11 protein-coding genes and 1 riboswitch are annotated in these 13,282 nt (G+C 37.9%); all 11 genes read left to right on the forward strand.

Annotation, left to right across the window (positions count from 1 at the left end; all coding sequences use genetic code 11):
• The first annotated feature begins 329 nt into the window (after positions 1 to 329).
• Positions 330 to 1,559 (forward strand): C40 family peptidase, encoded by a 1,230-nt coding sequence (locus MWJ95_RS16090; RefSeq protein WP_374110184.1) that lies wholly within the window; start codon positions 330 to 332, stop codon positions 1,557 to 1,559.
• Between the two features lie 483 nt (positions 1,560 to 2,042).
• A complete protein-coding gene (locus MWJ95_RS16095; RefSeq protein ID WP_249074795.1) occupies positions 2,043 to 2,591 on the forward strand; it encodes a hypothetical protein in 549 nt (182 codons plus the stop codon).
• A 226-nt stretch (positions 2,592 to 2,817) separates the two neighbouring features.
• Positions 2,818 to 3,025: riboswitch (cobalamin riboswitch) on the forward strand.
• 197 nt (positions 3,026 to 3,222) lie between these two features.
• Positions 3,223 to 3,765 (forward strand): hypothetical protein, encoded by a 543-nt coding sequence (locus MWJ95_RS16100; protein ID WP_249074794.1) that lies wholly within the window; start codon positions 3,223 to 3,225, stop codon positions 3,763 to 3,765.
• 1 nt (position 3,766) lies between these two features.
• A complete protein-coding gene (locus MWJ95_RS16105) occupies positions 3,767 to 4,726 on the forward strand; it encodes an ABC transporter substrate-binding protein (RefSeq protein ID WP_249074793.1) in 960 nt (319 codons plus the stop codon).
• A gap of 574 nt (positions 4,727 to 5,300) precedes the next feature.
• Complete coding sequence (locus tag MWJ95_RS16110; protein WP_249106721.1) at positions 5,301 to 6,068, forward strand: tyrosine-protein phosphatase; 768 nt, start codon at positions 5,301 to 5,303, stop codon at positions 6,066 to 6,068.
• A 368-nt stretch (positions 6,069 to 6,436) separates the two neighbouring features.
• Positions 6,437 to 7,795, forward strand: a complete 1,359-nt coding sequence (locus MWJ95_RS16115) for an MATE family efflux transporter (protein ID WP_249074950.1) — start codon at positions 6,437 to 6,439, stop codon at positions 7,793 to 7,795.
• Positions 7,795 to 8,631 carry a putative RNA methyltransferase gene (locus tag MWJ95_RS16120; RefSeq protein ID WP_249074791.1) on the forward strand — a complete coding sequence of 279 codons (837 nt, stop codon included), beginning with the start codon at positions 7,795 to 7,797 and terminating at the stop codon, positions 8,629 to 8,631. The genes MWJ95_RS16115 and MWJ95_RS16120 overlap by 1 nt, the downstream gene beginning before the upstream one ends.
• A 79-nt stretch (positions 8,632 to 8,710) precedes the next feature.
• On the forward strand, positions 8,711 to 9,319 hold the full coding sequence (locus MWJ95_RS16125) for a lysophospholipid acyltransferase family protein (RefSeq protein ID WP_249074790.1): 609 nt from the start codon (positions 8,711 to 8,713) through the stop codon (positions 9,317 to 9,319).
• 154 nt (positions 9,320 to 9,473) lie between these two features.
• Positions 9,474 to 9,938, forward strand: coding sequence for a low molecular weight protein-tyrosine-phosphatase (locus tag MWJ95_RS16130; protein WP_249074789.1), 465 nt, complete (start codon positions 9,474 to 9,476; stop codon positions 9,936 to 9,938).
• Positions 9,939 to 10,416: 478 nt separating this feature from the next.
• Positions 10,417 to 11,136, forward strand: coding sequence for a YebC/PmpR family DNA-binding transcriptional regulator (locus MWJ95_RS16135; protein WP_249074788.1), 720 nt, complete (start codon positions 10,417 to 10,419; stop codon positions 11,134 to 11,136).
• A 366-nt stretch (positions 11,137 to 11,502) separates the two neighbouring features.
• Positions 11,503 to 13,245, forward strand: a complete 1,743-nt coding sequence (locus MWJ95_RS16140; RefSeq protein ID WP_249106723.1) for a methyl-accepting chemotaxis protein — start codon at positions 11,503 to 11,505, stop codon at positions 13,243 to 13,245.
• Positions 13,246 to 13,282: the final 37 nt, after the last annotated feature.

Raw genomic sequence — 13,282 nt, forward strand, 5'->3', positions numbered from 1 at the left:
TTTAGGTAGGGGACATGTTCCTTTACCTATTTTTATTGTGAAAACGTTCCTTAGAAATATTACAAAAATATTACAAAGAAGATAGTGGGTCTAATGGTAAAGCAGTTAAAAACGTTGTCGTGTAGAATAAAACGTAATTTTGTAGAATATATTAGAATTTACATGAATATTACAAGAATGTTTCGAGTTTTACTATACGATTAAAAAGGCGTGAAATAGTATAAAAGTTATGCTGATAGTGCTAAACTTTAAAAGGCTAATAAAATATAAGATAAATAAAAGAAATCGTTCCAATGATTACATTAAAATTCTAAGAACGAAATTGACTAGTGAAGGGAAAGAATAACGTGGGTAAGCGCAATAAATGGCGTAAGTCGATGGTGCTAGCATTAGCACTAGCTGGCGGCTTATTATTTAATACAGTTCAACCAACAGTAGTGCACGCAGAAGAAACATCTCAACAAATGATTGATAAGAAGGCTAAAATAGATAAAGAAGTTAAAAAGCTACAAGAAGAATTAACTAAACTAGAAAAAGAAATCGATGAAAAAGTAAAAGTATTTAACAAAGTACAGGCGGATATTAAAGAAGTTGATGCAAATATTGTAGATACTAAAAAACGTATTGAGCAACGTTCAGCGATTTTAAGTGATCGTATGGCTGCATACCAAGCTCAAGATACTACTGTAGGTGTTTATTTAAACGCTGTTCTTGAATCAAAAAGCTTTGCAGATTTAATGGACCGTGTCGTAGCGGTAAAAACATTAATGGATGCTGACCAAGAATTAGTTGATCAACAAGAAGCAGACAAGGCTGACTTAGAGAAACAAAAAACAACATTAAATGAAAAACAAAAAGAGCTTCAAAAGCAATTCCAAGAGCTTCAACAAAAGGAAAGCGAAATGGAAGTGAAAAAAGCTGAAAACGAAGCGAAATCTCTTGCATTAAAGGCACAAATTGCAACGAAACAAGAAGAAGAACGTTTAGAAGCAGAACGTAAAGCAGCAGAGGAAGAAGCAGCTCGTTTACGTGCACTTCAAGCAGCCACTCCAGTTGTACAAGCAACAAACAACAACGGTAACAACAATGCAAATAACAACGTGAACAATAATAGAAATACTAGCAACGCTAACAATAGTAGCAATAGTGGCAAAGAGAACAATGAAAAATCACCACAAGTAACTATTGGTTCTGGATCAGGCACTGCATCTTCAGGTGATGCTATTTCAACTGCGAAGCAATTCCTAGGTCGTAGCTATGTTTGGGGCGGAAGTAACCCATCGACAGGATTTGACTGTTCAGGTCTTGTACAATGGTCTTATAAACAAGCAGGCGTATCTTTACCACGTACAGCATCACAACAATATTTAGCAACACAACGTATTTCAGCAAGTGAGGCACGTGTAGGTGACCTAGTATTCTTCAGCTATGGTTCAGGTATCGCGCATGTAGGTATTTACTTAGGCAACAACACGATGATCGATGCTCAAAATAGAGGTGTTGTTATCGAATCACTTGATTGGTGGAAGCAATATTTAGTAGGCTTCGGTCGTATTTAATTTTTCAGCAAAAGAGATTTACTGAGCCCTACTATTATATAGACGATTTAAAACACGAAAAGGTTATCTTTGTAAGTCATTTACAAAGATAACCTTTTTTTATTATTTGGAGTGTAGCCCGTAAAAGCTAACTGATAAATCACGCAAGGATAGGGCTATCCGATAAATTAGGCTCGACTACTCGACGAATAATGAGTAAAATAACATCTAGGATGAATAAATTTACATAAGTTGATATATTTACTACTATAGACATGGTTATTAAAAGGATTATGTGTTTTTCCCGTAACCGGAAATGATTTCTTGCATCTTGAACCTCATTTCTGATAATTTTGAAATATACAGTTATGAAGCTATCCTAAAAAATTAAATTATTTGAGACTTTAGTTTTGTAGCACTAAAGTAACAAATGATAGAAATTAAGATAACACTTGCAAGTTCACCATTTTTTACGTTCTGAAACAATAAAGGTAGGGATGAATCATGGAAAAAGAGATTTTGCAACTTTTTAGTAATTTAACAGAGCATGACCGAGATATTCAATATAAATCATACGAAGAATTAATGAAAATTATGCAGGAACCAGTTGACTGGACATATTCAGTTTGGGAACAACTTGTTCAGGCTCTTACATCTAAAAATGGACATGTCCGTGCAAGTGCTGCACAATTTTTATGCGCATTAGCAGCAAAAAGTGACCCTGAAGAAAGAGTGTTAGAGGATTTCTTAAAGATTTGGGCAATAACTTATGATGAAGAAACAGGAACGGCGAGGCATACTTTGCAGGCGATTTGGAGAATAGGTTTAGCAGGGCAGGTACAAAGAGATTTAGTCGTTTCATATTTGGCGAAAAGATTTCAAATATGCCTTGATGAAAAGCACCCGACATTGATACGTTATGATATTATTGTATCTTTTAAAAAGCTATTCGATGCAACGAATGACCCAAAATTACTAGAGATTGCACGACGTTTAATAGAAGAAGAGGAAGATGCAAAAAGCAAAATGAAGTATAAGAATGCCATCCGTTAAACGTTTGGAATGGCTATTTTTTGTACAGATTCTTTCGTTAAAAATTAAGCAATTCATTATATGTATCAAAACAAATACCAGCACGAGTATGGGAAATGTCTCTGAAGGCAATCAAAAATATTTGTGTGCATAAAGATACCTACATGATTTTATTCATCGTATTTGTTTATTCTAATTCCACAGCTATTTTTTCCTATCAATCTATGTTAAACTGCATAACAAGTGAATAATTCTTGCAGAATAAGGGTGCTGAACTATAGCATAATCGGGAATTCGGTGAAAATCCGGAGCTGTTTCCGCAACTGTAAGTACAGAAATCATAAAAATATGCCACTGTTGAACTATTTAATGGGAAGGCTTTTTATGACTCACGACGTGATTATAATGTAGTGAACTGTACAAGCCAGGAGACCGACCTTTGTTTGAACGTATAGATAACTCTTCGGAAGCTAGGAGAATATGCGGCAAATACATAGGCTTTGATGTGTCTACGCGACACTATTTTATGTTATTTTCGTTGTTTCCTTAGGAGTGGAAACAACGTTTTTTATGTGCACTTATTAATGCATCTGATGAGATTCACGGATGTTATAAGTAAGAGTTTTTCACGAGGGAAAGCGGGGACTTAGATTTGAAAAAAGATGCACGTTATTCTTGTTATCCATTTATGCGTGAACAGGCATCCACAGTAGATTTTGAAATTCGAACGGATAGCCTTACTACACATATTGGTGTCGCTTTGGCGGCGGTGAAAAAGGAAAATGTAAAAGTAGTATCAGATGATTTACTTACCATTTTGCCAATGGCTTACCATGTAAATGGCTCTGTCCGAGGTAAATTAGCAGTAACCGCAGATGATTTGACTTGGCTAAGTAATCGCTATGATTTCTATGTTAGTCATGTTAAGGATGAAATACAAAACTTTGTATTACCTCAAGGAACAGAGGCTGCTACTGCATTACATTTATGCCGCAGTGAAGCGAAAAAATCATATCGTGTTTTGCACAAAGTATCTGAAGAACGAGAAGTACCAGCTATTCTCTTTGATTACTTAGGATTACTGGCCAATGTCTTTTTTGTAATGGCTGTCTATATGAATCAGCATGCTGGTATTGCTGAAATACCGTTTATTAGTAAGTCATACCCGATGAAAAAGAAAAAGGAGAATCAATGAAATGAAGAAAATGTTAAAGCTGCAATGGCTTTCAGTATTGATGCTGGCACTTGTATTAGTTGGCTGTGGTACGAAAGAGGATACTAATAAAAAGACCGTTTCTAAAGAAGATCAACAAGTCGAGAAAACAAGTTATAAAGTTAAGGATGACCGTGGCGTAGAAGTAGAGTTTGCTGCAGTACCTAAAACTATTGTTTCGTTGCAACCGAGTAATACAGAAATTTTATTTGCTCTAGGCGTTGGCGATAAAATCGTTGGTGCAACAGAATTTGATACGTATCCAGAAGAAGCTCAAAAAATTGAGCGTGTTTCTGATTCCGTAAAATTCAATAGTGAGCGTATTTTAACGTTAAAGCCAGATGTAGTTATTGCCTATACAACTGGAAATGAAGAAACGTTAACGGCATTAAAAGGTCTCGAGGATGCAGGTATTAAAGTGTTTGCCATTCAATCAGCTACTTCATTTGATGATGTTTACGGTGATATCCAACAAATCGCAACGGTGATGGGAATCGAAAATAAAGGCGACAAATTAAATGAAGATATTAAAGCTAAAATTGCGGAAGTCCAAGCGAAAGTTAAAGATGTGAAAACGCCAAAAAATATTTACCTAGAAATTAGTCCGAAGCCAGACATATATACGGCTGGTTCTGGTACATTCCAACAAGAGATTTTAAATGCTGCGAATGTTAAAAACGTTTTTGATAACCTCCAAAGCTGGGCAAAGGTATCTGAGGAAGATGTTATTGCGAAAAACCCAGATGTTATATTAACAACAGTAAACTATGCGAAAGACCCAGCTGCAGAAATTCTTTCTCGTGATGGATGGAATACAATCACGGCTATTCAAAATAAAGCAGTTTACTATATAGATACTGATGTTTCCAACCGTCCAGGTCCACGTATTGGTGAAGCTGTTGAGTTAATAGCAAAAGCTGTATACCCTGAGTTATTTAAATAATTGATATTGAAAAATAGTATTTTGGAGCTGTCCTTTATCGAGGGCAGCTTTTTTTGCTGGATAATTTTCTGGTAGTGAGTGATTTACTATGAAGATTCTTTGGCCCTGCCCTGCTTTGAAGGAAAAGTGATCGGGTGGAGTGGGAAACTGCTCCGCTTTGCAGGAAAAGTGATCAGGTAGAGTGGGAAACTGCTCCGCTTTGCAGGAAAAGTGATCAGGTAGAGTGGGAAACTGCTCGGCTTTGAAGGAAAAGTGATCAGGTAGAGTGGGAAACTGCTCGGCTTTGAAGGAAAAGTGGTCGGGTAGAGTGGGAAACTGCTCGGCTTTGAAGGAAAAGTGATCAGGTAGAGTGGAAAACTGCTCGGCTTTGAAGGAAAAGTGATCAGGTAGAGTGAGAAACTGCTCGGCTTTGAAGGAAAAGTGATCGGGTGAAGCGTAGAAAAGTGATCACGGTCACCCCCTCCTCATCGCTCGAATTAGTGTATGACATTCCCTAGTGCGAAAATTGGTATTATATCGAATTGTTCTATAAAATAGAACTAAGTATGCTTGCTAATAGGAAGAGGTGCGGTGAGTGAAACAGTTTGATATGAAGATTATTCCGTTTGAGGCAGTTTATAATTTTCGTGATATGGGTGGTTATAAGTCGAGGGATGGGCGCGTAGTTAAGAATGGTTTGATTTATCGCTCAGCAGCACTTGGTAAAATGACGAAAGCGGATAAGGAGCTATTTGAAACACTAGGTGTGAAAACAATTTTTGATTATCGAGACAATCATGAGGCTCAAAATAATCCAAATCCGGTATTCACACAAGCTGAGTATATTCAAATTCCAGCGAAGGGAAATCATGCTTTTGAGATGCCTACAAACACTGGTGGAAAGGATTTTTATAAAGTTGTAAGCACAGAGATGTTCCGAGAATTTTATGCACAAATGCCTTTTAACAATGACTCATTTAAAAGGTTAATGGCAACGATTCAATATCCTGAAAACTTAGGCCTTGTTCATCATTGTGCGGTCGGGAAGGATCGAACAGGTATTGGTAGTGCACTTATTTTACTTGCTTTAGATGTACCTGAGGAAACGATAATGGAGGACTATTTAGATACAAACGTACATTTAAGTCCCTTAGTAGAACGAATGGCTCAGACCATTCAGCAAGATTATAACGATCGAGAATTACAGCAATTTTACGCATTGATGTCTGCCCGTGAGGACTATTTACAAGCGGCATTTGATGCAATGGACAACCGATATGGCTCTAAGATCGCTTTTTTAGAGCAAGAGTTTGACTTAACGATAGAAAAACGTAAGCAATTACAGGACTATTGCTTAAAATGATAAGAAGCCCTTTCACATAAAATTGTGAGAGGGATTTTTTTGCCGTATTATAGTAGCCTAAAGATCTATAGTAAGATACTATATATTTTTGTCATGTGTTAATCTGTACCGAAAGCGCAGCGTCAGGAACAAAACGTTCACCTTATAAGGACAAGTCCAATTCTGAGCTGCAGCGTTTAGAACGGGGCCGACGTGGCGGAAAGAAGTCAGAGCGACGAATGAACGGGTCGAAGCAGCTGATTGAAAAGGCAGGGTGACGGAAAGAGGTCCGTCAAAATTGGCAGCTTGCCGACTGACTGCCCGCAAAATCTTTATGAAGCGTATAGGAGAAGTGAAAAGTATTGGGAGATGCATTAAGAGAAAGTGATATAAAAGAAACAAATAAGTTAAGTTTATTCCATTTAACATGGCCTATATTTTTAGAAGTATTTTTATTTATGTTAATGGGACTAGCCGATACTTTTATGCTCAGTGCTTTATCAGATAATGCTGTATCAGGGGTTGGTGCGGCCAATCAATATATTCATATTGCAATTTTAATACTTGAGGTAGTGGGTAATGGTGCTTCCATTGTTGTATCTCAATATTTAGGTTCAAGGCGCTTTTTTGAGGCTGCGAAGATTTCCGCTTTAGCAGTAACGATGAATTTGGTCGTTGGATTACTGATGAGTATCTTATTTTTCTTCTTTTCAAGTCATTTAATGTCCATGATGAACTTGCAGGGAGAAGTGCTTAAATACGCTCAAAGCTATTTAATAATTATAGGAAGCTTTATTTTTTTACAGGCGATTATAAATGCGCTAGCCGCGATTATCCGTGTACATGGATGGACAAAGCAAACGATGTATGTATCACTAGGGATGAATGTGCTACACGTTATCTTAAATTACGGTTTAATCTTTGGTAACTTAGGAATGCCGGAGTTAGGTGTAAAAGGTGCGGCTATTTCCTCGGTTGTCAGTAGGGGATTAGCAGTTGTTGTGTTTTTCTGGCTGTTGTATCAAGTCATGGAAGTAAGAGTGAAGCTAGAATATTACTTCGAGTTTTCAAAGGAATATGTTCGAAAAATATTAAATATAGGTTTACCGTCAGCATTTGAGCAGGTACTTTATCAGTTCTGTCAGATTGTCTTCCTTTATTATGCAACCTATTTAGGCGCAGAAACACTGGCAGCAAGACAATATGCCATGAATATTTCGATGTTTACGTATTTATTTGCGATTGCAATCGGGACAGGCACAGCTATAATTATTGGGCGAAATGTTGGTGCTGGTAAGAAAGATCAAGCGTACCGTCAGCTTTGGATAAGTGTCCGTGCAGCTTTTGCCTTTACGATAACTATGGTTGCGGTTGTGACAATATTTCGTAAGCAACTTATGCACGTTTTTACTGATAATCCAGAGGTCATAGCTATCGGGGCATCTGTCCTAGCGTTAAGTATTTTACTTGAAACAGGGCGCACGATGAATATTGTCGTTATAAACTCGTTGCGTGCCTCAGGGGATGCAAGATTCCCAGTGAAAATTGGTTTCTTATCAATGGTATGTATGAGCCTCCCACTCGGGTACTTGTTTGTCTTCGTGTTGGATTGGGGGTTAGTAGGTATTTGGCTGGCGATTTCGGCAGATGAATGGATGCGGGCCATTATCGTATACTTTAGATGGAAAAGTCGTAAGTGGGAGCGTTTTGCACTTGTTTCACCTACAGAACAGAAGGAGGTAAATTAATGGGGGCACTTTCTAAAAGAGCTGCAGGGGCAGCCTTAATGACTAAAAATATGAAGATTTTTGCTTGTCCAATTTGTCAGGAGTCAATGGATGTTTTTGAGCAAGGTAGATTAGTTTGTTCCTCAAATCATTCTTTTGATATTGCCAAGCAGGGCTATGTCAATATGCTGACACATGGTGCTGTTTCGAAGTACAGTAAAGATCTCTTTGAATCTCGAAAAGCAGTTATCGATAGTGGTATCTATGATGTAGTAGAAGATAAAATCGGCGAGCTAATGGCTAATGCAGAAACCGTTCTAGATACAGGGTGTGGCGAGGGTTCGCATTTAGCCCGTATTATGGAGCATAAACAAGATAACTGTATTGGCATTGGTATTGATATAGCGAAGGAAGGCATACTTGCTGCAGCCCGACATTATCCAGAGCAAATTTGGTGTGTTGGTGATTTAGCGAAAAGCCCATTTGCCAAATCAAGCTTTGATGCTATATTAAATATTTTATCGCCTGCCAATTACGAAGAATTTAAACGTCTATTAACTCAGAATGGTTGTGTTATTAAGGTTGTACCTCAAAGCGGGTATCTACAGGAGCTTCGAGCGCAATTATATGCAGATTCTACTAAGGAGTCGTATTCGAATGAACAAATAGTTGCTCGCTTTAAAGAAAGCTTTGCTGAGGTTAGTGTGGAACGCATAACTTATACGGTACCGTTAGCTACAGAGCTTGTACCAGCATTGCTTGAAATGACACCGATGGGCTGGCATAAAAAAGAGGAAACCGATATCCAGTTAGAAGAAATTACGATTGATGTTGATATATTAGTGGGAAAGGTTTAATTATTTTACATGCAATTGCGATATACTGGTCTTTTCGATTACAATGAGAATAACTATTGAATAAGGTAGGAATGAAACAGTGTATAAATTTATAGCAAATGTTGTCAAAGTGATTTTGAAATTAACGGGTTCAAAAGCGCGTGTATATGAAGAGCAAAACTTACCGAAGGAAGGTGGGTTTATTATTGCATGTACACACACGGGCTATGTCGATATTTTAAATCTTGGTGTTGCAGTATATCCTCGAGAAATTCACTTTATGGCTAAAAAGCAATTGTTTGATATAAAAGGTCTTGGCTGGCTAATAGAGCGATTAAATGCTTTTCCGGTTGACCGTGAAAATCCGGGACCGAGCGTTATTAAGATTCCTTCGCAGTTATTGAAAGAAGGGAAAGTTGTTGGGATATTCCCTTCTGGTACGCGAAATGCGGAAGGTTCAGATTTAAAGCAAGGTGCAATTACGATAGCACAGTTAGCCAAAGTGCAAATTGTCCCGGCTGCTTACGTGGGTGCACGTAATGCTGGGGATGTCTTTAAACGTGGAAAAGGTTATTTAATTTATGGTGAGCCATTTTATGTAACGGGTAAAGGTAAAGAAGGGCGCGAGGAATTTACACATCGCCTTGAGCATGAGTTAGTAGCATTAACCGAAGATTTAGAGAAGCGAGTTGCAGCGGCAAAGAAATAAAGTGAAACATCATGCGTAGGACAACTCCTAGTGAGGAACACAAACAAAAGCTTTCACATCCTTTGAAGTAAGATTCTGTCAGTAGTATGTGAGACAACTAAGAAGCACTTAGAATCAAGTTGATTTTGAGTGCTTTGTTGTAGGAGGATATAAAATGATTCGAGTACTTTTTGTATGTTTGGGGAATATATGTCGATCACCAATGGCTGAAGCGGTCATGCGTGATTTAGTAGAAAGAGAGCATTTAAGTCATAAAGTCGAAGTAGATTCGGCAGCTACAAGCTCTTGGCATATTGGCGAACCTCCACACAGGGGAACACAAGATAAGCTAAAAGAGTATGGCATCTCAACAAAAGGGATGCAGGGCCGACAATTACAAAAGGCGGACTTTGAAAAATTTGATTACATTATTGGAATGGATGAAAGCAACATACGTAATATCCGAACGATGCTTGGCAATCCCAATTCTCCAAAGATTTTCCGCTTTTTAGATTTAACTGACCATAGAAAAGACGTACCTGATCCGTACTATACAGGAGATTTTCAGGAGACCTATGATCTAGTTTTAGAAGGGTGTCGGGCATTGTTAGAAAAAATCAAAGTAGAAAAACAATTGTAAAGTGGCTCAACTGAAACAATTTTTTTGATGATCACCATAACGTGTGGATGACATTTAGAACTGATGCTATGCAAATAAGTTGATTGGAGTGGAGGCTAGGCGACTCCTTGGGGATCAGCGGCTCATCGGACGCCCCCAGGAAGCTTTGCTCTGCGCGAAAGCGCAGCGTCAGCTACAAATGTTTTATCTGTGCGAAAGCAAAGCGACAGCAACAAATGTTTTCTGTAGCGAAAGCGCAGCGACAGCAACAAAGCGCCCAGCCGGAACGGAAATCAACCCCACATTATGGTGATGATCTGATTTTTTACTTTATTCTTCAAAAACCGACCTTAAACATTGGTATATCTAGCTTTGCAAGCATCATTTGTGTTATTATTTGCAGAGTAAAGATACGATACGTATTTCATTACCATTAACAGATGTGCAGCTGCGCATCTATGATTTTTATAAACTTCAACATTGAAAGAGAGTGGAAACTATGGGTCGTAAGTGGAACAATATTAAAGAAAAGAAAGCGTCTAAGGACCAAAGCACAAGCCGTATCAATGCAAAATTTGGCCGTGAAATTTATGTGGCAGCTAAATCAGGCGAGCCAGATCCAGAATCAAACCGTGCACTTAAAGTTGTTCTTGAGCGAGCAAAAACATACAGTGTTCCTAAACATATTATTGAAAAAGCAATTGATAAAGCGAAAGGCGGCGGCGATGAAAACTTCGACGAATTACGTTACGAAGGTTTTGGACCAGCCGGCACTATGCTAATTGTTGATGCCTTAACAAACAATGTGAATCGTACTGCTTCTGATGTACGTGCAGCGTTTGGTAAAAACAATGGGAATATGGGTGTCAGTGGATCTGTTGCCTACATGTTCGATTCAACAGCAGTTATCGGTTTAGAAGGTAAATCAGCAGATGAGGTTCTTGAAATCTTAATGGAAGCAGATATTGATGCTCGTGATATTTTAGAAGAAGATGAGGCTGTCATTATTTATGCAGAGCCAGACCAATTCTTTGCTGCACAAGAAGCACTTAAAGCTGCTGGTATTCAAGAATTTACAGTAGCAGAGCTTTCAATGCTTCCGCAAACAGAAGTAGCATTAACTGGTGACGACATTGCGAAATTTGAAAAACTAATTGATGCACTAGAAGATTTAGAGGATGTCCAAAACGTTTATCATAACGCAGATTTAGGCGAATAATATAAACATATGAAACCAGTAGCAAATTAAGCTACTGGTTTTTAACTTCTTGCAAAGCAGATTACGGACGCACTTATGCCGAGACATAAGTGCTTTGCGATAAAAATCAAAAAACTATTTTTCTATAAGGTATATCCTTGTAGAAAGATAGTTTTTTCTTCATGATTGAAATGTGTATAATAGCCTATTTCTAACGCCTTCAAAAAATTGCTAAGTGGAATGGAAATTAGGAAATAAAGTATATTTGGGTAAAAAGTCGAATAATTCATACATAAATTACGATTTACCCATTGTGAAAAATTTCAAATCATTACATAATATAGATTAATAGTCATGCGAACGAAGAGAAAAAAGGGGGGCTAAAGCATGAAGTTTACACGTTCGATACAGGGGAAATTAATTATTATTTCATTAGCGCTTTTAATTGTGCCTAGCTTAGTCATAGGTTTAGTAAGTTATGAAAAAGCAAAAAAAGGTATGGAGGATATTGGCAAACAAGTTATTAAAAATAGTGTTGAATCTTCTTTGCAATTAATTGAGCTTACGAATGAGAGTGTTAAGAGGGGCGACATTTCTTTAGAAGTCGCACAGGAGCGAGTGCGGGAGGCGTTTCTAGGACCAAAGGATAGTGAAGGAAAGAGGCCGATTAATTATCCTGGAGACTTAGGGGAGTATGGATACATATATGTTTTAGATGATAAAGGAACATTAACTACCCATCCGACTCGGGAAGGGGACAGCCTATGGAACGATCAAGATAGTAGTGGCAATTATTTTATTCGAGAAGTGACTGAAAAGGCACTTGCTGGTGGAGGGTATACACAATATGAGTTTGAGCTACCGGGTCAAGATGTATTAGCTGATAAAATAATTTATTCTGCAAAGGATCCTAATTGGGGATGGATCGTTGTGTCAGGTACATATATGCAAGACTTTAATAAAGAAGCTAATTCACTATTACTCGTTATTGGTATTACATTATTAGGCGCCATCATTATAGGTGCTGTAGTTGTCATCATGGTTTCAAGACACTTAGCTTTACCTGTTAAAAAGTTATCAAAACGTGTGCGAGAGGTAGCAAAGGGGAATTTAACTGTGGAAATTGAACATCTACAACGCACAGATGAGATCGGTCAATTAAATGAAGGCTTTAATGAAATGGTTGATCAACTGAAAACATTAATTACAGATGTAGAGGAAGCTATTGTAGAAATTCAGTCGACGTCGTTAAATTTAACATCTGTGGCAGAGGAAACTAACGCTTATGGAGATGCAATCGTAAAAGCGATAAATGAGGTCTCAGATGGTGCAGTAAAGCAAGCTTCAGATGCTGAGGATACGAATAAAACAACCATCGATTTCGCCCAGCAGATTGAAGGATTGCATGACAAAAATGAAGTAATGCTTGATGCATCTCGACATATGAAGCGAACAAATCAAGAGGGGCTTATAAATTTAAATGGCTTAAAAGAGAAATCACACGAGTCTTCAGAATTGATTAATAATGTGCATGCTGTATTTAATAGCTTAATTGTGAAAGTAAGGGAAATTGAGGGTATTGTCGGTACCATTACCGAAATTTCTGATCAGACGAATCTACTTGCATTGAATGCATCTATAGAGGCAGCTAGAGCTGGTGAGCATGGCAAGGGCTTTGCGGTTGTTGCAGAGGAGGTACGTAAGCTAGCAGATCAAACATCTGTAGCAACTGAGCTAGTGCATACAACCTTAAAGGGGATTGAAAGCGAAACGAATTTAGTGAACGATGAAATGAAGAAAACAAACGTTATTGTTCGTGAGCAAAATGATTCGGTTGCCGTAACAGAGGCATCATTTAAGGAAATAGAATTGTCCGTAGAGAAAATTATTTCAGTCATTGGGGAAATGACTGAGGGAGTAGAACACTTGAATAGCTCAAAGGATTATATTATGCGATCTATCGAAAGTATTGCGATGATTAGTGAGAAAAATGCTGCTGCATCAGAGGAAGTAACGGCATCTGTTGATGAACAACAACGTGCCATTCAGCTTGTTAGTGAATCTTCTAGTGATTTAACCGATGAAATAACGGCGTTACAGGAATCTATTAAGCGCTTTGTATTAAGATAATCAATCAGGATGTTTGTACAGTAATTCTAGTACAAGC

Origin of the sequence: Lysinibacillus sp. Bpr_S20, assembly GCF_023337835.1 — a bacterium.
In the GTDB taxonomy this organism is placed as follows: domain Bacteria; phylum Bacillota; class Bacilli; order Bacillales_A; family Planococcaceae; genus Lysinibacillus.